This window comes from Tenacibaculum profundi (assembly GCF_057162725.1).
The window spans coordinates 1769266-1792731 of sequence record NZ_CM169894.1 but is presented as its reverse complement, the minus strand read 5'-3'; the positions used below and the strand labels follow the sequence as shown (position 1 = coordinate 1792731).

General features: G+C 31.5%; 23 protein-coding genes and 2 tRNA genes. 7 read left to right on the top strand and 18 right to left on the bottom strand.

The features are described from left to right. Positions 1–295: 295 nt before the first annotated feature. The 5 genes from porT to AC2GW8_RS07305 form a co-directional block, all read right to left on the bottom strand. Positions 296–1000 carry a type IX secretion/gliding motility protein PorT/SprT gene (gene porT / locus AC2GW8_RS07325; RefSeq protein WP_440882104.1) on the bottom strand — a complete coding sequence of 235 codons (705 nt, stop codon included), beginning with the start codon at positions 998–1000 and terminating at the stop codon, positions 296–298. A gap of 2 nt (positions 1001–1002) precedes the next feature. Then, on the bottom strand, positions 1003–1731 hold the full coding sequence (ubiE, locus tag AC2GW8_RS07320; protein ID WP_440882103.1) for a bifunctional demethylmenaquinone methyltransferase/2-methoxy-6-polyprenyl-1,4-benzoquinol methylase UbiE: 729 nt from the start codon (positions 1729–1731) through the stop codon (positions 1003–1005). 13 nt (positions 1732–1744) lie between these two features. After that, positions 1745–2641 carry a NifU family protein gene (locus AC2GW8_RS07315; protein WP_440882102.1) on the bottom strand — a complete coding sequence of 299 codons (897 nt, stop codon included), beginning with the start codon at positions 2639–2641 and terminating at the stop codon, positions 1745–1747. A 101-nt stretch (positions 2642–2742) separates the two neighbouring features. Beyond that, entirely contained in the window at positions 2743–4119 is a 1377-nt protein-coding gene (locus AC2GW8_RS07310) for an OmpP1/FadL family transporter (protein WP_440882101.1), read from the bottom strand. A gap of 65 nt (positions 4120–4184) precedes the next feature. Beyond that, positions 4185–5279 (bottom strand): hypothetical protein, encoded by a 1095-nt coding sequence (locus AC2GW8_RS07305; RefSeq protein ID WP_440882100.1) that lies wholly within the window; start codon positions 5277–5279, stop codon positions 4185–4187. 151 nt (positions 5280–5430) lie between these two features. Here AC2GW8_RS07305 and proS point away from each other — a divergent pair, with 151 nt between their 5' ends. The 4 genes from proS to rpsT all read left to right on the top strand — a co-directional run bounded on the left by proS (position 5431) and on the right by rpsT (position 7476). Beyond that, positions 5431–6909 (top strand): proline--tRNA ligase, encoded by a 1479-nt coding sequence (gene proS / locus AC2GW8_RS07300; RefSeq protein ID WP_440882099.1) that lies wholly within the window; start codon positions 5431–5433, stop codon positions 6907–6909. Positions 6910–6986: 77 nt separating this feature from the next. After that, positions 6987–7058, top strand: a tRNA-Glu gene (locus tag AC2GW8_RS07295). Between the two features lie 60 nt (positions 7059–7118). Continuing rightward, positions 7119–7190: transfer RNA gene (locus tag AC2GW8_RS07290), tRNA-Glu, on the top strand. 34 nt (positions 7191–7224) lie between these two features. Further along, entirely contained in the window at positions 7225–7476 is a 252-nt protein-coding gene (gene rpsT / locus AC2GW8_RS07285; protein ID WP_440882098.1) for a 30S ribosomal protein S20, read from the top strand. 464 nt (positions 7477–7940) lie between these two features. On the opposite strand, the gene rodA is transcribed toward rpsT, so the two are convergent. The 8 genes from rodA to AC2GW8_RS07245 all read right to left on the bottom strand — a co-directional run bounded on the left by rodA (position 7941) and on the right by AC2GW8_RS07245 (position 15875). Then, positions 7941–9218 (bottom strand): rod shape-determining protein RodA, encoded by a 1278-nt coding sequence (rodA, locus tag AC2GW8_RS07280; protein WP_440882097.1) that lies wholly within the window; start codon positions 9216–9218, stop codon positions 7941–7943. Continuing rightward, the gene (mrdA, locus tag AC2GW8_RS07275) at positions 9199–11079 is read right to left on the bottom strand and encodes a penicillin-binding protein 2 (RefSeq protein WP_440882096.1); all 1881 of its coding nucleotides are present in this window, start codon (positions 11077–11079) and stop codon (positions 9199–9201) included. The genes rodA and mrdA overlap by 20 nt, the downstream gene beginning before the upstream one ends. Then, on the bottom strand, positions 11076–11582 hold the full coding sequence (gene mreD / locus AC2GW8_RS07270) for a rod shape-determining protein MreD (protein WP_440882095.1): 507 nt from the start codon (positions 11580–11582) through the stop codon (positions 11076–11078). The genes mrdA and mreD overlap by 4 nt, the downstream gene beginning before the upstream one ends. Next, on the bottom strand, positions 11575–12402 hold the full coding sequence (gene mreC, locus AC2GW8_RS07265; RefSeq protein ID WP_440882094.1) for a rod shape-determining protein MreC: 828 nt from the start codon (positions 12400–12402) through the stop codon (positions 11575–11577). The genes mreD and mreC overlap by 8 nt, the downstream gene beginning before the upstream one ends. Before the next feature lie 13 nt (positions 12403–12415). Then, positions 12416–13444 (bottom strand): rod shape-determining protein, encoded by a 1029-nt coding sequence (locus tag AC2GW8_RS07260; RefSeq protein ID WP_440882093.1) that lies wholly within the window; start codon positions 13442–13444, stop codon positions 12416–12418. A gap of 82 nt (positions 13445–13526) precedes the next feature. Beyond that, positions 13527–15053 (bottom strand): bifunctional phosphoribosylaminoimidazolecarboxamide formyltransferase/IMP cyclohydrolase, encoded by a 1527-nt coding sequence (purH, locus tag AC2GW8_RS07255; RefSeq protein ID WP_440882092.1) that lies wholly within the window; start codon positions 15051–15053, stop codon positions 13527–13529. A gap of 148 nt (positions 15054–15201) precedes the next feature. Then, positions 15202–15327 carry a hypothetical protein gene (locus AC2GW8_RS07250; RefSeq protein WP_440882091.1) on the bottom strand — a complete coding sequence of 42 codons (126 nt, stop codon included), beginning with the start codon at positions 15325–15327 and terminating at the stop codon, positions 15202–15204. A gap of 92 nt (positions 15328–15419) precedes the next feature. Then, positions 15420–15875, bottom strand: coding sequence for an XrtF-associated fRMsr-like GAF protein (locus AC2GW8_RS07245; protein WP_440882090.1), 456 nt, complete (start codon positions 15873–15875; stop codon positions 15420–15422). An 88-nt stretch (positions 15876–15963) separates the two neighbouring features. Here AC2GW8_RS07245 and AC2GW8_RS07240 point away from each other — a divergent pair, with 88 nt between their 5' ends. Genes AC2GW8_RS07240 through AC2GW8_RS07230 form a run of 3 tightly spaced genes read left to right on the top strand, consistent with a single transcriptional unit; the run spans position 15964 to position 19043 of the window. Then, on the top strand, positions 15964–16377 hold the full coding sequence (locus tag AC2GW8_RS07240) for an HYC_CC_PP family protein (RefSeq protein WP_440882089.1): 414 nt from the start codon (positions 15964–15966) through the stop codon (positions 16375–16377). A 51-nt stretch (positions 16378–16428) separates the two neighbouring features. Continuing rightward, positions 16429–18669, top strand: coding sequence for a TonB-dependent receptor (locus tag AC2GW8_RS07235; RefSeq protein ID WP_440882088.1), 2241 nt, complete (start codon positions 16429–16431; stop codon positions 18667–18669). Positions 18670–18671: 2 nt separating this feature from the next. After that, the gene (locus tag AC2GW8_RS07230; protein ID WP_440882087.1) at positions 18672–19043 is read left to right on the top strand and encodes a heavy-metal-associated domain-containing protein; all 372 of its coding nucleotides are present in this window, start codon (positions 18672–18674) and stop codon (positions 19041–19043) included. Positions 19044–19069: 26 nt separating this feature from the next. On the opposite strand, the gene AC2GW8_RS07225 is transcribed toward AC2GW8_RS07230, so the two are convergent. The 5 genes from AC2GW8_RS07225 to AC2GW8_RS07205 are packed head-to-tail and all read right to left on the bottom strand — an operon-like array spanning position 19070 to position 23463. Continuing rightward, positions 19070–19906, bottom strand: coding sequence for a pseudouridine synthase (locus tag AC2GW8_RS07225; protein WP_440882086.1), 837 nt, complete (start codon positions 19904–19906; stop codon positions 19070–19072). Positions 19907–19948: 42 nt separating this feature from the next. After that, the gene (locus tag AC2GW8_RS07220) at positions 19949–20869 is read right to left on the bottom strand and encodes a geranylgeranylglycerol-phosphate geranylgeranyltransferase (RefSeq protein WP_440882085.1); all 921 of its coding nucleotides are present in this window, start codon (positions 20867–20869) and stop codon (positions 19949–19951) included. A 15-nt stretch (positions 20870–20884) separates the two neighbouring features. Beyond that, complete coding sequence (locus AC2GW8_RS07215) at positions 20885–21811, bottom strand: mevalonate kinase family protein (RefSeq protein WP_440882084.1); 927 nt, start codon at positions 21809–21811, stop codon at positions 20885–20887. Between the two features lie 57 nt (positions 21812–21868). After that, entirely contained in the window at positions 21869–22369 is a 501-nt protein-coding gene (locus AC2GW8_RS07210) for a toxin-antitoxin system YwqK family antitoxin (RefSeq protein ID WP_440882083.1), read from the bottom strand. Between the two features lie 14 nt (positions 22370–22383). Further along, positions 22384–23463, bottom strand: a complete 1080-nt coding sequence (locus AC2GW8_RS07205; RefSeq protein WP_440882082.1) for a diphosphomevalonate decarboxylase — start codon at positions 23461–23463, stop codon at positions 22384–22386. Between the last annotated feature and the right edge of the window lie 3 nt (positions 23464–23466).

Here is a 23466-nt window from a genome sequence, read left to right as displayed (position 1 = left end):
CGGGGGACTTCTATCTAATAGTAAAGTTTTTTAGCTTTACATATTTACATGAAAAGGCTGTCTTTTAAAAGACAACCTTTTCTTTTTTAGTAGGTGCTTTATATTATATTTTTTCTTTGAAAGTGACTTCATATGAAATAATGTGTCCTAATCTTATAAGATAGATTTCGGGGGAAACTCTATCTAAATAAGGTAAAAAAGGTTTGTGTCCTTTTTTTAGAAGAATGGCTCTCAATAATATTGAGAGCCATTCGTAATTTTTTGTAATAGATGTATAATATTATTTAGAAATCTTTTATTCGAATGCTAAATTTAAGAATACTCCTCTTGTACCGAGAAAATCAATTGGATCTGTCCATGGACTATTAGGACTATTATCATAAATTATTTCATTAGAAATAGCAAAAACACCTCGTATGGAAGGAGAAAATTTAAAGTAATTCAGGTACAAGTCTATACCAATGCCCAATTCATAGGTGATATTGCTCGTTTTTGTTCTAAAATTTCCAGCAAAATTATCATCGCTGTTGTTTTGGTTACTTGAGAAGTTATAATCGTAAGCAATACCGCCTAAAACATAAGGTCTAATGTTGTTAATTCTATTGGTACTTGCCTTTAAAATTAGAGGTAAATGAAGGAATGTAGTTCCTACTTCTCTTGTTCTCCGGTTTTCATTAACTTCAGGCATATGTTTGAAAATAAGCGTTTTTGTATTGGACATTAATCCAGGTTCAAATCTTAGATTTAAATTATTATGAAGTCTTAAATCACCAATCAAACCTACATTGAAACCAACGGATGGCTGTACCTCTACCTGAGGATTGTCTACAAAGCTAGGTTTGTAGGATACCTTATAGCCATTTGTATTCATTCCTAAGTAAAAACCATAATGGAATAAAGGTTTATCAAAACTTGGAAGGTTTAGAACTTTCTCTCTTTGACCAAGCGTTTTATAAGTTGAACTACAAAGTATTATAAAAACTATAAATTTTCTTAACATAATTATTTAAAAGCTGTATATATTGATGCAACTCCAAAAGTTACGGGTAAATTCTTTGCCTCTTTAAACCCATTTTTTTGCAAAATATTGTTGAAGGCCTGTCCAAAAGGAAAAGAATTTGCACTTTTTGATAAATATGAATAAGCAACCCTATCTTTTGAAAACAATTTTCCTATGGTAGGTAAAATATAATTAGTGTATAAACGATAACCTTGTTTAAATGGAAATTTGGTAGGATTAGAAGTTTCTAAAACAACAAACTGCCCTCCTGGTTTTAATACTCTCAAGATTTCCTGAAGCCCCTTGTTGAGGTTTTCAAAATTTCTCACGCCAAATGAGACTGTTATGGCATCAAATGTATCATCTTCAAAAGGTATATTTTCACTATCACCTACAACCATTTTAATTTTATGGTCTAAGTTTGCTTTTTTGATTTTAGATTTGCCTACTTCCAGCATTCCTTGGGAAATATCTAATCCTATAATACGATCGGGATTTAAGTTCGTCATCATAAGAGCTAAATCACCTGTGCCAGTGGCGATATCTAAGATCTGCTTTGGAGATTTTTTTCCAACAATTTTAACAACTTTCTTTCTCCAACTAATATCAATACCCATTGATATTACTCGGTTTAGACCATCGTATTCTTTGGATATATTGTCAAACATCTGAGCAACTTGCTCTTTTTTTCCTAAATTAGAATTTTTGTAAGGTTTAATTTGCTTAGACATAATTTTTTTTGAATTATCCATTAATGGCAACAACTTCATTTACTTGATTGGGCAACATTTCTTTTAGCATTGTTTCTATGCCATTTTTCAAAGTAATGGTAGAAGAAGGGCAACCACTACATGCTCCTTGTAAGATAACATTCACTTGTTTTTGTTCTCGATCGTAAGATTTAAATGCAATATTTCCACCATCTGAAGCAACGGCGGGTTTTATATATTCATCCAAAATAGCAACTATTTTTGTTTCAATATCAGAGAGATTAGTTTTTTCTTCAGTCTTTTGAGTTGTTTCTTTTTTAATTTCAGGGAGCTTGGAAATAATAGTCTTTCCTTCTAAGAGATAATTTCTTATAAAAGCTCTTATATCATGGTATACTTCATTCCATTCGACCATATCATACTTCATAATTGAAATATAATTTTCAGAAATAAAAATTTCTTTCACAAATGGGAAACTGAAAAGCTCTTGCGCTAAAGGGGAGGATTTACTAGCCTCATCAATATTTTTTAATTCCACATCTGTTTGTGTAAGCGCTTTGTTGGTTCCAAACTTCATTACACTAGGGTTTGGAGTTACTTCAGCATAAACTTCAATAGGCTCTTTCTTTTCAGTATTTTCTTTGACAACAGGGTTGCCTTTTTTTATGTAGGCCTCAATTTGTTCCTTTACTTCTTCAGCAACATCATCCCATTGCACTATGTCATAACGTTGAATAGCAATAAAATTTGCCGTTACAAATACTTTTTTAACAAAAGGTAAATAAAATAGTTGCTGAGCCAAAGAAGAGTTCTTAGCCTCATCAATATTATTGTATTCATAACTTCCACCATTTATTAAAATACTGCTACTAACAAATTTAATAATGGTTTCGTTACTAGTTTCTTGAATGTTTATTTTAACTGAGTCCATATCTTTCTGAATGAAATGCAAAATTACGGTAAAAAACTGAGAAATAATAACAAGAAGAGACCCGTAATAGAGGGTCTCTTTTATAATTATTTGTGTTTTGATTACAAGTTTATGGTAAGTGTTCCTGAGATTCTTGAAGTATCGTTGTCAAGAATAATGTCTCCAGGATTATATATTGATTCAAATTCTTGGTTTTCAAATTTACTGTAAGATAGGTCAATTTTCATATTTCCAAAATTATAACCTAACCCTGTTGAAAAACCTCTGATATTATCATCATTTGTATTTCCACCAATTGCTACCAAAAGGTTAGGATTTTTAGAATAATGATAACCACCTCTAATACTTAGCCTGTCAAAACGCCATTCTGTACCTAAATTAAAAGAGTGGGTTGCTCTGTAGTTTGAGTTAAAATTTTGATTTGCATCAATGAAAGTAGAAGAATTTTCTCTATACTTTATGTTTGGATAATCTTTGTATGTATAATCAAAACTTATTAAACCTTGCTTTCCAATAATATAAGCGCCGCTAGCTGTGATTCTACTATTAGTTCTAAACCTGTAAATAGCTCCTTCTTCTATCGGTACAGCACGAGTTTTAAAAAAATCTAAATCTTTTACTTCTTCATGTATTAGGTCTTCAGCATAATCTTCTTGTATTTCATTAAACCAGGTTGGAGTTTCGTAAGCGAGCCCAAATCTTAAATTATGATTGAATTTATAAATAAAACCTAAGCCTAAAGAAAAACCATTTCCTTGTATATATGAATCAATTAAATTATCGGCGATTAATATGTTTCCATTTCTATCATCATTCTTTTCTATTAAATGAGATATCCTGTTTAAGTTTAAATCATGAAAATTAAGAGAAACACCAACAAAAAGCTTATTATCATGTACTGCTGAAAGTCCAAAATTAATAACACTTGATTTTCCTCTTTTTTCAACTGAAAAATCTTGCTCCAACGATCTATCAAATTGATTTTTATTTATTTCTAAATCATCTAGGTGTTCGCTATTGTATAAAAATTGACTGTTTCCTGCGACTCTATAGAAAGAATTAAAATTACTTTTGACATTATAGTTAACAGTAAAAGCGACTCTTTTCCATTCTGTTGAATTGGTGCTAAAAGTGAATATGGCGCCAGCTTGTGATAGATTAAAAGAATCATTGAATGAATTTGAAGAATTCCCATAGTATATAGAAGCATAGTCCGAATTTAAATGACTTAAGGAAACCGATGCTGTACTTGATAAAGAAACAGCACTACCTGCTGGGTTGATTCTAAATGCAGAAAGATCACCTCCAAGAGCCCCAAAAGCACCACTCATAGCTTCAAATCTAGCAGTCCCGTAATTATCATCTTGTGAAAATAGTAAACCAAGTTGGTTGTAGTTTAATCTTTGAAATTCAAAATCTTGTGAAAAACTACTTAGCGAGGAACTAAGTAAAATTCCTAATAATACTAATTTTTTCATTACTGTAATTTTTAAAATATAAACTGTAATTATATTGCGTAGTTAGTTTAAATTATTTAAAGTTTTTAGTTTCTCCTACTTCTAGATCGAGAACTAGACCTTCCTGAAGAGTAACTTCTTGAGGAACTACCCCTTCTTGATGGTGAGTAGTTTGAAGATCTCCTTGATCTTGAAGGAGAGTAGTTTCTTGAGGAATTGTTATTCTTTGATCTGGAAGGTGTATACGTTCTAGAGCGGGTTCTTCTTTTTGAAGGAGTATAGTTACGATTAGAATTACTTCTTGATCTTGAAAAATTTCTGTTTGATGATCTACCTGTTGAATTTCTATAGGTTCTTGAAGATCTTCGGTTAATACTGCCGTGTCTTCTTGAGGATCTTATATTTCGACTATTTCTATATACATTTGAAGAACGTCTAGAGGTTATAGCTCGTCTTGTATAATGACCTCTGTAGTTATTATAGCCTCTCCTTGCTCCCATTCGATAGTAGTTAGCATTTCTTCTATTACCATAAAAATATCTACGATTTGCATATCCATATGGAGGGCAATAATTATTCCATCCCCATCTATTTCCATATATATAACGCCCTCTCCACCAGCGATTATTCCAGCCCCAATTATTCCAACCCCAATCATTCCAACCATATCCCCAGTTATTCCAGCCCCAGTTATTCCAGCCCCAATTATTCCAACCCCAATCATTCCAACCATATCCCCAGTTATTCCAGCCCCAATTCGGATTGGTATTAACATTGATAACAACATCATTGTCATCTGAATGATAACCCCAAGGAGCATATGAGTTATAACTTCTATTGATTTCTTCGGTTTCAGTATCAAAGTTGTTTTCTAGTTCGAAATCATCATCAGTATCAGACTTATAATTATCAATGTCTGTAAAAATATCTGTTCCGTTCAGTAGTCCAATTCTTTCTAATTCTTTAGAAAAATAATTATCTTCATTTTTTTGAAACTCATTATCACTGGGTGTTATTATACTATTCCTTTGTGATTCATGTTGAGCCAGAGGTTCATCGTTATAAATACCATCGTTGTTAGAAACGGTTTGCATCGTACCACAAGAAGCTAATAAAATCGATATAATGAATAAAATGAATTTTGGGTAAAAAAATCTGGATTTGGTGTATTTTGGTATCATGTTAGGACTTTTTTATAGTTGAACGAATTACTTTTCTTTTACATTGCGTTGCAAAAAAATATTTTTTGTTGGGCTTATTACCTTTTTAACGTAGTTTTGCACCTACAATTTACGCATAAAAATTTACAAATTTTATGCCAAACTTTCTTATATGAGTAAACATTTAACAAAAAGAGCAGAAGATTATTCTAAATGGTATAACGAATTGATTGTTAAAGCAGATTTAGCTGAGACGTCGGCAGTTAGAGGATGTATGGTAATTAAACCATATGGTTTTGCAATTTGGGAAAAAATGCAAGCAGAGTTAGATAGGATGTTTAAAGAGACAGGACATCAAAATGCCTATTTTCCACTTTTTGTACCTAAAAGTTTATTCGAAGCTGAAGAGAAAAATGCAGAAGGTTTTGCAAAAGAATGTGCTGTAGTTACGCATTATCGATTACAGAGTGACCCAGATAGAGAAGGTAAATTAAGAGTTGACCCAGAAGCGAAGTTGGAGGAAGAGTTGGTAGTACGACCTACTTCAGAGGCTGTTATATGGAACACCTATAAAGGTTGGATACAATCTCATAGAGATTTACCTTTATTAATTAATCAATGGGCAAATGTTGTTCGCTGGGAAATGCGTACTCGTTTGTTTCTTCGTACGGCAGAGTTTCTTTGGCAAGAAGGTCATACGGCGCATGCTACAAAAGAGGAAGCACTGTTTGAGACAAAACAGATGCAAGATATCTATGCCGTGTTTGCAGAGGAATATATGGCAATGCCAGTTGTAAAAGGAGAAAAAACCGAAAGTGAACGTTTTGCGGGAGCAGATGCGACGTATACGATTGAAGCTTTAATGCAGGACGGAAAGGCTTTGCAAGCAGGAACGTCACATTTTTTAGGTCAAAATTTTGCAAAAGCGTTTGATGTTAAATATACATCTAGAGAAGGAAAACAAGAATATGTTTGGGCGTCTTCTTGGGGGGTATCTACCCGTTTAATAGGAGGATTGATAATGACACATTCAGATGATTCAGGTCTGGTACTACCACCAAAATTAGCTCCAATTCAAGTAGTAATAGTGCCGATTTACAAGGGAGAGGATCAGTTAAATATCATCTTTGATAAAATGTCTGAACTTATATCAAGTCTTAGGGCTAAGGGGATTACTGTTAAGTTTGATGACAGAGATACAATGAGGCCTGGAGCAAAGTTTGCAGAATACGAGCTTAAAGGGGTGCCTGTACGTGTTGCTGTAGGAAATCGTGATATTGAAAATGGTACAGTTGAGGTAGCTCGAAGAGACACCTTTGAAAAAGAAATAATTGAGCAAAATGAGTTAGTAAATCATATTACGAACCTTTTAAATGATATTCAAGAAAACTTATTTAAAAAGGCATTAGATTACAGAACAAATCACACCACAAAGGTGGAAACTTTTGAAGAGTTTAAAGAAGTGATAGAGAAGAAAGGCGGGTTCGTTTCAGCGCATTGGGACGGAACTAATGAAACTGAAGAAAAAATAAAAGAGTTAACTAAAGCTACCATTCGATGCATTCCTAATGATTATGCTAAAGAGCAAGGTATGTGTGTGTTAACAGGAAAGCCATCAGTACGAAGAGTTTTATTTGCAAAAGCCTATTGAAAATTTTAAAAAAAGATTTGGTGTAATTTAAAATAGTTTATATATTTGCACCCGCAATCACAGATATGTATTGTGATGGTCCGTTCGTCTAGGGGTTAGGACGCCAGGTTTTCATCCTGGTAACACGGGTTCGATTCCCGTACGGACTACAAATAATTTTATATTCGTTAGCAGTATGAAATTATATTAATATAATACACTAAAACAATGGTCCGTTCGTCTAGGGGTTAGGACGCCAGGTTTTCATCCTGGTAACACGGGTTCGATTCCCGTACGGACTACAAAGTTTTTATAAACATTTAACGCTTTATTAAAATGGCAAATCATAAGTCAGCATTAAAAAGAATAAGAAGTAACGAAGCAAAACGCTTAAGAAATAAATATCAGCACAAAACAACACGTAATGCTGTGAAAAAATTAAGAGCTTCAACAGATAAAAAAGAAGCTGAAGGTATGTTTTCTTCAGTAATTTCAATGCTTGACAAGCTGGCAAAAAATAATATTATACATAAAAATAAAGCTGCTAACTTAAAGTCTAAATTGGCTAAACATGTAGCTGCTTTATAAAGTTTTAAGGTTAGTTAATAGTTAAAAGGGCACCCTTGATTGGGCGCCCTTTTCTTTTATCAAAAAAATAATATTTAAAAACATACCATACCCTATGGATTACTAATGGATATTGTATTCCCGTAGCTTTTATGTTAGTGTTTAAATGGTTTTTCGAAGCATTTGATTTGTATTTCTATGTATAAAATAAGTGCATAAAGATAGAATAGATTGATAATCTATAGATATTGGGATTGACTGCCAACCATCAAAAACTTTAAAATCTGAATTTTCTACTTCTTTAAATTAACATGAAACTTTTAGAATAATATTTAATTAAATTTACTTTTTAAGAACCATCTTTTTTGTTAAAGTAGTAAAAATAGATTGTTATAGATCTTTAAGAAAGAAATAATTAGGGATTTAAATAGTTAGAATAAGTTGTTAGGACATTAAAGAAGTTTAAAAAAGGGGCGGAGAAACGTTTATAGATCATATGCTTTATAAGCATCTAATCGTATGAAAATAAATAGAAGGAGGGTAAAACCCCATAGAGAAGAACCACCATAACTAAAAAAAGGGAGCGGTATTCCGATTGTAGGTAAAATACCTATTACCATACCAATATTTACTATAACATGAAAAAAGAATATAGAAACGACGCCATAACCGTAAATCCTTCCGAATTTATTTGTTTGCTTTTCTGCTAGATATATAATTCTGAATAGAAAAAGTGAAAATATAATTATTACAGCAGAACTTCCCAAGAACCCCCATTCTTCACAAACTGTGCTGAATATATAGTCTGTATCTTGTTCAGGTACAAAATTACCCTGTGTTCTATCCCCTTTTAGAAATCCTTTTCCACTAAAGCCACCAGAGCTTATGGTTAGTTCTGCCTGGTAGGTGTTATAACCAATACCTGTATTATCTTTAATTTTGCCTAGTAAAATATCAAAACGGTCTTTTTGATGTTGTTCTATTACGTTGTCATATATATATCCTATTCCAATAATGAAGATACTTGTAACTGCATAAGTACCGATCACCTTAAAAATATTAAACCGAATAAATCTTTTGTTCTTATAAATAGCGTATAGTATATAAGTTGAAATAAGGGTCAATGAAATTGTTAATACTGTTGCGACTCCAAAGGAAATAGTTAATAAAAACAGCAAAATTGAGAATGTTCCTAAAATAATATATGTTAGTGTTAAACCCTCTCTATTTAATACAAAAAAGAAAGAGAAATAAATAAGAACGGACCCCATATCCGGTTGTAATGCTATAAAAAAAGCTGGCAAAAAAATGATAACAAATGCTTTTACTTGATTTTTTAAGAGACCTAAGTTGTATTGCCTATCACTCATTAACTTTGCTAGTGCGAGTGCTGTAAAAGCTTTCATGAACTCGGAAGGTTGGAGGCCTACCCCTCCAAAGCTATACCAGGAAGTTGCACCATTAATTTTCTTTCCAAAAACCAGAACTCCAATCAGAAATAAAATAGAAATAACATATAATATGCTTGAAAAAGTTTCATAGAATTTGGAGTTGAAGAATAGTACGAATATTATAATAGGTATGCTAAGAGCTATCCAGATTAATTGTTTTCCATATCTTGTTGAAAAGTTAAAAATTTGGTTATCAATTTCATTGGAGGAGGCCGCATAAATATTAACCCATCCAAAAATGATAAGAATAATATAAAGAATTACGGTAACCCAGTCGATTCCGACAAATATGTTATTTCTCTCTTGGCGCAATACTATCTATTTTAGGAATTAATTTATCATATTCTGATTTTAAACTTAAATCAATCATTTTCTCTTCAATATATCTTCTTTCGACATGACCTTTTAAATACTTTTCAATGATAAGACTGGTTATTGGTGCTGCAATTGTTGATCCATATCCACCATTTTCAATATAGACAGCGAGGGCTATTTTGGGATTATTTTTTGGAGCGAAAGCCACTAAAATAGAATGATCTTTAAGTTGTATACGTTCACCATTTATTCTAGTGAAGTTTTCAACTGTCCCTGTTTTTCCGCAAATTTCTATATCCTTTACTTTACTCCCTCTTGCAGTTCCTCTTGTAAAAACTTCATGCATAGCTTCGATAGCAATTTCAAAGTGCTTTGGAGCTATAGTTGTTTTTATTTTTTCAGTATAAGTCTTATCTTTTATAAGTTTATTATTAATTTTTTTGACAATGTGTGGGCGATAATAATGCCCTTTGTTAGCAATTGCAACAGTCATATTAGCTAGTTGCATTGGGGTGGTTTCAACTTCTCCTTGACCAATTGCATTAGAAATGGTGTGAGTGGCACCCCATCTAAAATTGTACCAACTATTGTAATAAGTAGAGTCAGGAATTCTACCTTTTTGTCCTGTTGGTAAGTCGTAGCCTAAATAATTACCAAGACCAAAACTTTTTGCATGTTTACTCCAAATCTCAAGTCCTGTTTTTGAATCTTTAGCATTATCTATTATTCTTCTGTATGTTGTAGCAAAATAACTATTGCAAGACTTAGCGATGGCGGTTTTTAAATGTATAGGATTTCCAATTATTCCACAATGGCACCTCATAAACTCTTTTTTTTGTCGGCCGTATCTATAACCACCAAAACAACGTACCGAAAAATTATTATTTATAACTCCTTCCTGAAGACCAATCAATCCATTAATAATTTTAAAAGGTGATCCAGGAGCATACATTGCTTGCAGTCCTCTATCGAATGTTGGCTTATTGATCGAATCGTAAAATAATTTTGTAGAGTTTTTAGAACGTTTCCTCCCAACTAATAGATTAGGATCATATGAAGGTGCGGTAATTAGAGCTAAAATTTCACCTGTTTTAGGCTCAATAGCTACAATACCACCTCTTTTTCCTTTCATTAATTTTTCACCATATTGCTGTAAATCACTGTCGATTGTTAATGTTAAGTCTTTACCAGGTATAGAAAGGGTGTCTAGTTTTCCTTCATTATAAGGTCCAGTTATTTCATTTAGGTTATTTCTTTTGAAATATCTTTTACCTTTTATTCCCCTAAGATCTTTTTCGTATTGTTTTTCTATACCTAGTTTTCCAATTAGCTCACCTTGTTCATAGTAAGTACTTAACTTTGCTTTTTGCTCGTTAACCTCACCAATAAAGCCCAGTACATTTGCAGCAGAGTTTATCGGATAATTTCGTATAATCCGCTTTTGAACGTAAAAGCCTTTATATTTGGATAATTTTTCTTGTAAAAAAGCGAAATGGTCTTTCGATAATTGTTTTAAAAAAACAGAAGGGAGCCACCTAGCGTATTGTTCAGCTTTTTTAAAACGGTTTAAAAAATTTTCTTTTGTTATTTTTAAAAGAGAGCAAAATTCTAAGGTGTCAAGTGGTTTTACTTCCTTCGGAATAACCATAACATCATATGATAATTGGTTTGCAACTAATAATTTCCCTTTACGATCATACACATATCCCCTTTCAGGATAATCATATTCAACTTTAACTGTTGAGGTAAAAGCAGGGTTTTGTTTTTCGCTCTTAAGAATTTGTAACTGAAAAAGTCTTCCAATATAAATAAGCGAAACTAGGAAAATAAGAAAAATTAATAAAAAGCTTCTTCTCATGATAACTTTTTTCTAAAAATAAAACTTCCTAAAAAGTACAGTATTAGGGTAAATAACGTTGATAGTAGGGTGTTAATTATAATATTTGAAAAATTACTAAAGCTGAAGTTGGTAAAGCTAAATAATATAAAATGATGTATAATTGTTAAAATTGTAACATAGTTAAACACTTTACCAAATGTTTCCAGTTTTAAGTCAAATAATAAATAATCAGATTCTGTTTTTTTAAAAATAGTTTTCACTAAAAATAATCTAATATAAGCTATAAATAAGGTCGCGAAGGCATGAATTCCTCCAGAATTGGAAAATAAGTCAATTAGCAAGCCAAGTATGAAACTAAGAGAAAGAAAAAGGAAACGTTTTTGATTAAGAGGGAAAATAAATATATAAGAAATGTATAGGTAAGGATTGATATACCCGAATAGTAAAACATTATTAAGCACAATTACTTGTAAAAGCACAAAAAACAAGAATAATAAAATTAAATGTATCGTTCTATTCATTTTTTTTGTTTAGCTCATTAATCTCACTTTTGTGAAAATTTATAACGATGTTAATATTACCAATATTTGTCATATCGTTAAAAAGTTTAACATCTATTGTATTGATAGCAGAAGCTTTTTCAGGAATACTGGCTATAGTTCCAATATTTAGTCCTTCAGGAAATATAGAAGACTTGCCTCCAGTGATTACTGTGTCTCCAACTTTTAAAACTGCTTGTCTAGGAATATCCGATAATTGAACAATGTTTACATTATTTCCATTCCATTCTAACGTTCCGAAATGATGACTATTCTTGAGTCTTGCGTTTATTTTACTATTCTTATTTAAAATTGACTGCACTCTAGAATATCTACTGGTAACATCTTCCGTGATTCCGATAATTCCTTTACTATTTATCACAGCCATTTCATTAGAAATATTATCATTTTTACCCTTGTCAATAGTCATAAAATTATAAGAAAAATTATAGTTATTACTAATTATTTTTCCAGCTTTATATATATACTTTTGATTGTACTTTAGGCTATCAACGACGACAGTAATTTTGTTACTATCAATTATTTTAGAAAGTTGTTCAATTTTATTTTTAAGTATAATATTTTCTTTTGCAAGTAATGTATTTTCAGTGTTTAAATGGAAGTACTTGTTTATGTTGTTTACTTTATTCAGTATTCCACCAGAAATGAGATTAGCAGAACTTATCACTTTACTTTTGTGAAAAGAATAATTGTTAATTATCAGTACAACAGCTGTAATTTCTAAAAAAAGAAAATACAAAAAATACTTATACTTCTGTAAGAAATAAACAAGCTGCTGCATGAATTAACATTATTTATTTGATCAATACTGATTTGTATTTTTCTAGATTTTTAAGAGCAATACCAGTCCCACGAACTACAGCTCTAAGTGGATCTTCTGCTACATAAACAGGTAAGTCAGTCTTGCGAGATAAGCGTTTATCTAAGCCTCTTAGCATAGAGCCTCCTCCTGCTAAGTATATACCAGTATTATATATGTCAGCAGCTAATTCTGGAGGAGTTTTAGATAAAGTTTCCATTACAGAGTCTTCAATTCTTAATATTGATTTATCAAGCGCTTTGGCAATTTCTCTATATGAAACTTGAACTTGTTTAGGTTTGCCACTGAGTAAGTCTCTACCTTGAACCATCATATCATCTGGAGGTGTATCAAGATCTTCTGTGGCTGAACCAATTTGAATTTTTATTTTTTCCGCAGTAGTTTCGCCAACGTATAAATTGTGCTGTGTTCGCATATAATACATTATATCGTTCGTGAATAAATCTCCAGCAACTTTCACAGACTGATCGCATACAATACCCGCAAGAGCAATTACAGCAATTTCAGTTGTTCCACCACCTATATCAATAATCATGTTACCTTTCGGTTCCATAATATCTATTCCAACACCTATCGCTGCTGCCATAGGTTCATATATAAGATATATTTCTTTGGCATTCATATGGCGTCCAGAGTCGATAACAGCACGTTTCTCAACTTCTGTAATACCAGAAGGAATACAAATAACCATTCTTAAAGAAGGAGGAAAAAGCTTCTTTTTAATGGCAGGAATTTTTTTTACAAATTCCTTAATCATTTCTTCAGAGGCCTGAAAATCAGCGATTACTCCATCTTTAAGTGGGCGTATTGTTTTTATGTTTTCATGTGTTTTTCCTTGCATTCTATTGGCCTCATGACCCGTAGCAATAATTTTACCAGAAAGTCTATTTCTTGCAACAATAGAAGGGCTGTCAATAACTACTTTTCCATTATGGATTATTAGCGTGTTTGCAGTTCCTAAATCAACAGCAATATCTTCGGTCATAAAGTCGAAAAACCCCATAAAATGTTTGTCTTTTATCTAAATAATTGATGCGTACACACAAATCTATAAAAAATATAGATAGCTTTTACATCAAAAATAATTAATGTTTAAAATGTCTTGTTCCTGTGAAAATCATTGCTAATTGATTTTTATCACAGTAGTCAATACTCAGTTGATCTTTAATAGATCCTCCCGGTTGAATTACATTTTTCACGCCTGCCTTATGTGCAATTTCAACACAATCAGGAAAAGGGAAAAACGCATCACTAGCCATTGCTGAGTCGGATAAATCAAAATCAAAACTTTTAGCTTTTTCAATAGCTTGTTTTAACGCATCTACTCTGCTTGTTTGGCCGGTTCCACTTGCTAGTAGTTGTTTGTTTTTGACCAAAACAATCGTATTTGATTTTGTATGCTTACAAATTTTTGAAGCAAATAATAAATCATCTAACTCTTTTCCAGACGGTTTATTGTTTGTTGCATAAATTATATCTTCTAATAGATCTGTCTTATTGTCTTTATCTTGAACAAGAAATCCATTCAAGGCTGTTCTTACAGTCTGTTGAGATAGCTTTGTTGTTTTTTGAATTAAAATTATTCTGTTTTTTTTCCCTTTCAAAATTTCTAAAGCGTCATCATCGTATGATGGGGCTATTACTACCTCGCAAAATAATTTATGTATCTTTTGTGCCGTAGCTAGATCAATAGTATCGTTAGCTATTAAAATTCCACCAAAAGCAGACACAGGATCTCCTGCTAGTGCATCAAGGTAAGCATCATGAATCGTTGACCGTTGTGCGAGGCCACAGGCATTGTTATGTTTTAATATGGCAAAAGTAGGAGGCTCCTTGGTAAATTCATTCATCAAATTTACAGCAGCATCAATGTCTAGTAGGTTGTTGTAACTGAGTTCTTTACCGTTTAGCTTGTCAAACATATTCTCTAGATCTCCAAAGAAATAGCCTTTCTGATGAGGATTTTCCCCATAGCGTAAGATTTTAGATCTAGTTTCACTAGCTTTATAAACAATTTCTTCTTCATTGAAGTAATTAAAAATGGCCGTATCATAGTGAGAGGAAATATTAAAAGCTTTTGACGCAAACCTTTTTCGTTCAGCAATTGTTGTTTTCCCCCCTGATTGACTTATTATTGACAGAAAATCGTTGTATTGCTCCATTGAAGAAACAATGACAGTGTCTTTATAATTTTTGGCGGCTGCTCTAATAAGTGAAATTCCTCCAATATCAATTTTTTCAATAATTTCTTGCTCGGAAGCATTTGAGGCAACTGTTTTTTCGAAAGGGTATAAGTCAACAATAACTAAATCAAGCTGAGGGATGTCAAAGTCTTTCATCTCTGCGATATCACTTTCGTGATCTTGCCTATTTAAAATACCTCCGAAAACTTTAGGGTGTAATGTCTTTACTCTTCCACCTAATATAGAAGGATAAGCTGTTACATCTTCTACAGGTAAAACATTAATACCTAAATTTTTTATGAATTTTTCGGTACCTCCAGTAGAATAAATAGTAACGTCTAACGCATTGAGATTTTTGACAATTGGCTCTAATCCGTCTTTATTAAATACAGAAATTAGTGCTGATTTTATGGTTTTTGTATTGTCCATTTTTGTTGTGTTGTTAAGAGACCAAAAATACTAAAACCTAGAGGGTTTTACAATAAAGTGTTTAGTTTTTTGAATAAAAAAATACTGCCAAAATTCTGCTAATTTGACAGTGTTTTTTAAAATTAACTATAAATCGAAATTTTAATTCTCACTCTGCGTTTTCAAGAAAATTTCTAAACCATGAAGTGAATTTCTCTATTAAAGTTTGTTGATTTTTCTTTTGAGCGTTTCTGTCGCCCAAAGCAGCGTAAGTGGGGAATTCATTACTACTCATAATATAAGGGAATTAAATGTTAATAAAGTTGTTAATAAATATCTTTCAAATTAAATAAAAAAACTTTAATTATCAAATATTTTAGTTAGTTTTTAAATGAAAAAACTAACTTTTTTGCAAATAAATTCTAGAAGTTCCTCGTCTTTCGAAGAAAAAGGGTTTATTGAATGAGAATCAATGTCAATTTGACCTATATTTTGTCCGTCGATAAATATTGGTACAACAATTTCTGATTTAACTTTCCAACCACATGAAATATAATTATCCTGTTCACTTACGTCTTGAACCACAAAATTTTTATTGCTAAGAGCAACTTGACCACAAATGCCTTTACCAAAAGGAATTATTGTATGTTCAGTGGGCTCTCCAAAAAATTGAGCAAGTTTTAATTCCTTCTTATCCCCATTTTTGAAATAGAAGCCAACCCAATCGTAATAAGAAATTTCAGATGCTAAATAATCACATATTTGTTGAAGTTTTTCTTCCTTGGGTTTTTGAGAGCTACAAATTCTTTCAATTTGCTTCTTTATCTCTATTATATTATCCATAAATTTTATTTCAAATAAATATTAAACAAAGTAGCAAAAGTACTTTGAAGATATCTATTGCAAAAATATTTTTCGTAATTTTACCAATGTGATAAAAGTATTCTCAAAAATAACATCAATTTTATTAGCGATTCTGCTAGTTTTGTCAACAACTTCTTTTACAATTGAAAAATATTTTTGTGGAGGGAAATTAGTTGGTGTTTCTTTTTTTGGAGAGAAACATTCATGTAAAAAGGAGTCATCTTGTAAGTCATTTAGTATTGCTGTTTCCGAAAAAAAATCATGTTGTAAAAACGAACGTATTTTTTTGTCTGGAGAAAAAAATATCTTCGAAAGTACCATTGAGTTGAAACAGAATATAGAAAAGTATACGATATTATTTTTTAAACCAAATACCATATCGGACGCTGAATTTGTTTTTAAAGTCTATGATCTCAAAAAATACTATTCACTTCAAATAGTATATAACATTCGTTTATTGTATCAGGTATTTATTTTATGATTTGTGTTTTGATTTATAGTTGATTAAAAAACAAACACAATAACTTACAATATGAAAAATATAGTCGGTATTACGATACTGCTTATAAATTCGATTTGCTATTCGCAAGTTACGTTTAAAGGAAAAGTTTTATATACAAATGAAAAAGGAAATGAAGAGGCGGTTTCAGGGGTATCAGTATTTTGGATGAACACTCAAATAGGAACGATAACCAATGATGATGGTATGTTTACAATACCAAATAATCAAGCTGATAATTATCTGATTATTAGTCATGTTGGTTTTAAAACAGATACATTATTAATTCAAAATAAATCTTATTTAAGATACGTTTTGAAAGAAAAAGAAATACTTGAGGAAGTTGAAATTATAGTTTCTAAAGAACCAACTCAACGGTCTTTTTTAGATGCGCAAAATATAATGAATATAGGGAGTGCTGAATTATTGAAAGCAGCCTGTTGTAATTTATCAGAGAGTTTTGAAACAAATCCATCAATTGATGTAAATTTTTCAGATGCCTTAACAGGGACTAAACAAATTCAAATGTTAGGTTTAAAAAGCCCATACCTTTTAATTACTCAGGAAAATATACCTTCGGTACGAGGAGCTTCTCAAGTATTTGGCTTAACTTTTATTCCAGGATCATGGGTTGAGAGCATACAGATAACGAAAGGAGCTGGGAGTATTACTAACGGTTATGAAAGTATTTCTGGGCAGATTAACGCGGAGTTGGTAAAACCTTTTAGCGACAGTAAATTTTTTACAAATTTTTATGGAGAGCTTGGTGGTAGATTAGAATTAAATACTCATTTCAATCAAAAGCTTTCAGATAAATGGTACACAGGTTTTTATTTGCATGGTAGCAATCGAAGTCTAAAATTTGATAGAAACAACGACGGCTTTTTAGATAATCCTTTAACAAATCAAGTTAATATAATGAATCGGTGGCAATATATTGATTCTGAAAAAGGATGGATTGGTTTTGTTAATTTGAGGTATTTGAATGATACTAAGCAAACAGGTCAAATTTATTATGATTTTAAAAAACAATATAAAAATCCCCAGTTTTGGGGAAGTGAGATAAATACATCAAAAGCTGCTATATCCACTAAGTTAGGTTATGTTTTTCCAGACTTACCTTTTCAGAAGTTTAGCTTTCAAATGTCTTACAATGACCATCAGCAAAAATCTTATTTTGGATTAAAAGACTACGATATTTATCATAAAAGTTTTTATGTAAATGGCCTATTTAGTTCAATAATTGGAGATACTCGACATCAATTTAAAGTCGGAGCAAGTTTTTTGCAAGATGACTATTTTGAATTAGTTATAGACAAGAATTTTAAGAGAAAAGAACATGATCTTGGCATTTTTTTTGAATATACGTATGATGATAATGAGTTTTTTAGCTTAACAGCTGGTATTCGATTAGATTTTCATAATTTATTAGGTGTCTTTTTAACTCCAAGAATACATGCCCGTTATGCTGCATGGAATAAAGGGGTTTTTAAGGCCTCAATAGGTAGAGGAGTAAGAAGTGCCAATATTTTCGCTGAAAATTTACAGTTATTTGCCTCTTCACGGAGTGTTAATATTCAAAGTAACAAAGGGAGAATTTATGGGTTAAACCCAGAGATTGCCTGGAATTCAGGGGTGTCTTTTTCTCAAAGATTCAGGTTGTTTGACCGGAAAGGATCAATTAGTATCGATTATTATAGAACAGTTTTTCAAAATAAAGTGGTAGTTGACTGGGAAAATCTAAATGCTATTTCGTTTTATGATTTAAAAGGTGATAGTAAAGCCGAAAGCTTTCAGACCGAAATTACTCAAAACGTATTACCGTATTTTAATATTCGCTTGGCATACAGACTTAATAATGTAAAAACTGATTATGAAAGCGGTAGATTTGAAAAACCTCTTTTAGCGAGAAATAGATTTTTTGTAAATACATCCTATGAGACAATTTCGAAGAACAATGGAGAAAAATGGAAGTTTGATTTTACATATAATTGGTTAGGAAATCAAAGAATACCGGGGGGAGATGAGGGTCTTAAAAGTAGAGGGCTAGCTAGTTACTCAAAACCTTATAGTACAATAAATGCTCAATTAACAAAGGTTTTTTCTAAGACTTTTGAATTATATTTAGGAGCTGAAAATATAACAAATGTTAGGCAAGATAGTCCCATTCGGGGTAGTGAGAATCCATTTGGAGCTTATTTTGATACTACTATTGTTTACGCACCAATTTTTGGTAGCAATTATTACACAGGTTTAAGAATTAAATTAGATTAAAAATGAGAAAAAAAGTTTTATTTGTTTTTTTAATGTTAGGAATAACATCTTCTATGTTATCTCAAAACAAGAAGAAAAATGCGAAAGTTATAATTAATGTTGATGGAGTGTGTATGATGTGTAAGAAAAGAATTGAGAAGGCAGCCTTATCAATGAAAGGAGTGAAATATGCTAATTGGAATGTTGAAACACATGATTTAAGTTTGATTTTTGACGAAAGAAAAACGGAATTAAATTTGATTAAGCAAAAGGTAGCAAAGGTAGGTCATGATACAAAAGAAGTTAAGGCCTCTCAGATAGATTATGATAATTTACATCCTTGCTGTAAGTACAGAGATGAAGATGTAAAAAATGATCATAAAAAAAAGGCTTAAAAAAACCGTGCTTAGCACGGTTTTTTTTATAACATATGTAAATTATTTAGTTCTTGATTTGTGAGTTCTCTCCAGCGACCGCGTGGTAAATTCTTTTTTGTTAGTCCAGCAAATATTACACGATCTAGTTTTGTTACATTATATCCGAAGTGTTCAAAAATTTTACGAACAATTCTATTTCTTCCTGAATGAATTTCAATTCCAACTTCGTTCTTTTTTTCACCTTCTACATAGGAAACGGCATCAATGAAAACTCTTTTCCCTTCTATAGTAACATCACCTCTTAATTTTTCTAAGTCGGACAATGTTAGCTTTCTGTCTAAAGTAGCATGATAGAGTTTTCTCACATTATGTTTTGGGTGGGTCAATTTTTTTGCTAATTCTCCGTCATTTGTAAATAAAAGTAAACCAGTAGTATTTCGGTCTAACCTTCCTACGGGATAAATACGTTCAGATGTTGCATTTCCAACCAGTTCCATTACTGTTTTTCTACCACGATCATCTTCCATTGTTGTGATGTAGTTTTTTGGTTTATTTAGTAAAACATATCGTTTCTTTTCCATTGATATGAGTGTACCATCAAAACGGACTTCATCATCTGGTTGGACTTTATAGCCCATTTCTGTAACCAGTTTACCATTAATTGTAACGCTTCCATGCTCAATGAAAGTGTCAGCCTCTCTTCTTGAGCAAATTCCTGAATTGGCAATGTATTTATTTAGCCTGATGCCTTCTTTTGTCTCTTTTTGAGAAGCGTTTTTTTGAGGTTTGTTCTTTTTGAAGTTCTTTGTAAATTGAGATTTATTACGAGGATTGCTGATTTTACCAGCTTGTCGTCCTCTCGACGAGTCTTTTGAATTCATAATTAAAAAATGTGTGCAAATTTACAATTAAATATTTTAAAACTAATCTAAAACTCGAATCACTTTATCTAATATTAATGTTTTGTCAATAAAGATTAGGCTAAAAACACCTGCTAATAATAATAGCTTTAGTATGTTGTGAAGCAGTCTGTATTGATTTTTTGTGGTTACCTTATTTATATAAATCCCAATAAATAATAAAATACTAGCAGCAAAATAAAAGTAATATTTCATATGATTTATTCCTGGGTAATTAAATAATATTATTATCGGTAGTAGAGTGAGTATGAGTAGTATTATAACAAGTTGTTTTGCTTTATTTTCTCCGTATTTTACTGAGAATGTGTTGTAATTATTTATTATAGCTCCCTTTATATTTTCTAAATCTTTTATAATTTCTCTTACCATTATAACTAAAAACAAAAAACAAGCATGTACAAAAATAACTTTTGAAAAATTTTTAAAATGCACCAGTATAACGAAAAAGGGAAGTATAGTAAGTGTAGTTGCTGAGACAAGCCCAATGACAGGATATCTTTTTAATTTATGAGAGTATAACCAAATACTAAAAATATAAAAAGTAAAGAAAATAGCTGCTCTCCAAGATACTAGCCATCCAGATAAAGAACCAAAAAAGTTTAAAATAAAATATAAAGATAATTTAGTTTCTTGTTTAACAATTGAGTCCAAGCCAGATTTTATAGGGCGGTTAATTCTGTCGGCTTTTACATCGTAAAAGTTATTTATAATGTATCCTGCAGCAATTACACATGTGGTTGCGAGTACTAACAGAAATAAATGAGAGTCAAAAAGAACGTTTTTTAGAGCTTTGTTCTCTGAAAAAATAAAAATAGCAGCTAAATATTGCGCTGCTATTAATATTAATATGTTGTGTCCTCTAACTACTGATAATAGGCTAAATACTTTATAAAAGAGTATAGTTACTTTTGATGTATTACCCATAGTGACAAAGGTTAGTTAGAAACGATATACCAATTCTAGTTTATAGTCTTTTAAGCTAATTTTTGCTTTTTCATAATCTTCAGTAAAGCCCAAAATATAACCACCGCCACCAGATCCACAGAGTTTTAAATAGTAATCATTTGTTCTTATCCCTTTTTCCCAAACCTTGTGAAAAGCCGAAGGTATCATTGGCTTAAAGTTTTTAAAAACCACTTTTGATAGTTTTTTCACATTACCGAATAGCGATTTTATATTGCCTTGTAAGAAATCTTCGATACACGCATCAGTATGGATAGAAAATTCATCACTTAACATTTTTCTAAAGCCTTTATTTTTCATTTTATTCATGAAAATATTGACCATAGGTTCTGTTTCTCCAATTTGTTCGGAATCTAGTAAGAAAACAGCGGCTCTTCCGTCTTTTTGAGAGGGTATACCAGTTGCTTCGATATTCTCTTTAGAATTTATAAGAATAGGAAGACTTAAGTAAGAGTTCAGAGGGTCTAGTCCAGAGCTCTTACCGTGGAAATATGATTCCATTATGGAAAAGGTTTCCTTAAGAGTCAATAGCTTATTTCTTGTTAAATTTTCAAGAACTGTAATCTTTTTGGAAGCATATTTGTCATAAATTGAGGCAACAAGAGCGCCAGAACTACCAACTCCATATCCCTGAGGAATTGAGGAATCAAAATACATTCCATTATTAATATCACATTTGAAACTTTCAAGGTCTAATTGGATAAGCTCACTACCATGCTCTTTTAGATATTGATGAAATCCTAAAAGGTTTTCATTAGACTTTTTTGCTTCACCATTCAGTGTATTCACTGTTTTTAAAGCTCCTTTATATGAATTAAATGGAATAGCCAGTCCTTTAGACTCTTTGATTATACCATATTCCCCAAAGAGCAAAATTTTTGCATAGAATAAAGGTCCTTTCATAGGTGTTGTAAATGTTTCAGTAATACAAAAATACAAGTAATACCTCTAGATTCCAATTTATTGTTTTGTATTTTTATGAAAAGTTTTCCAAATTCCGGACTTTTCATTGTCTTTGTATTTACCTTTTTCTTTTATTTTTCCATTTTTGTAAAAGGTTTTCCAAATTCCAGAGCGCTTCCCTTCGACATATCTTCCCTGTTCCTTGAGTTCTCCAGTTTCGTAATAAACTTTTCGAATTCCATGCAATTGTCCATTTTTATAATTTGCTTTATGAAAAGGCGTCCCATTTTCATGATAATAAAGTACCAAGCCTTCAAACTCTTCTTTGCCTGGAGTTAATATACTACTGTATCCTTCCATTTGAACTTGTCCATTCATGTAATAATCTACTATCCAGTAGCCTTGGTCAATTTTTTTAGGATAGGGTCGATAGTATTTTCCTTGAGATTCTGTAGTGGGTTGCCAATTCGAATTGAACCAAATAGTTTCTTGACCAAAACCATTTAGTGAGAATATTATTAGTGTAATGACAGAAAGAAGAGAAGTAGTGTTTTTCATGATTAGGGTAGTGGTTATGAATTAATTTTTTTAGATCCGGATCCTGTATAATCACAAATATAATGATTTTTTTGGCAAAACTTTAACAGTTCTGATTTTATGAAAAAATCTACTTCTTTTTTCTCTGAGAGAGGGTATAATAGATGAACATTAGCACCAGCGTCAAGAGTAAAGCAAATATTACTATCATTTTCTCGTCTGTAATTCCATATCTTATTAATTATTTCAAGGGTTTTAGGTTTCATAAGAACAAAGTAAGGATTACTTGTTAGCATCATTGCATGTAAACTTAAGGCTTCACTTTCTACGAGACTTATGAATTCTTTCAGATTACCGTTTTGGAGAATATCTGAGATTTTTTTTAAATTATCGTTGGCTTGTTTAAATCTTTGCTCAGCAAATGGATGGTTATGCATTAAATTATGCCCCAGAGTACTGGAAACATCTTTTTCCCCTTTATCTACTATCAAAATACAATCCTGATAGTTGTCAAAGACGGGGTGAGTTTTATAGGGGAACTTAATGGCATAATTATCAGAGCTTCCAGCTATGTCAAGGTGTTTCCCCCAAACAACTAATGGACCTTCGATACTTCTACTGGCACTACCTGAACCCAATCTAGCCAGGAAAGAAGCTTTTTGCTTTAGGTAGCTATCTTTCATATTTGGATTCAAATCCTTTTCAAGATTCATAATACACATAGCAATAGCAGACATCCCACTTGCTGAGGAAGCGATCCCACTACTATGCGGGAAAGAGTTTTCTGAATATATTACCATTCGATAGTCATAAATATAAGGGCAGTATTTTTTAATTCTATCAAAAAAATCGGCAATTTTTGGTTTAAACTCTTCTTTAATTTTTCCTTCAAAAAAGATTTCAAATTCAATACTATTGTTATTTTGTTTTTTATTGAAGTCTATTCTAGTTCTTGTATTGCAGTTGTTTAAAGTAAAACTTATAGAAGCATTTTTGGGTAGTTGCGGATGTGTTTTTCCCCAGTATTTTACAAGTGCAATATTACTTGGAGTTTGCCATTTATGACTAGTTTTTTTAATATCATTGCAGGCTCCTTGAAAAATAAATTCTAACATTCT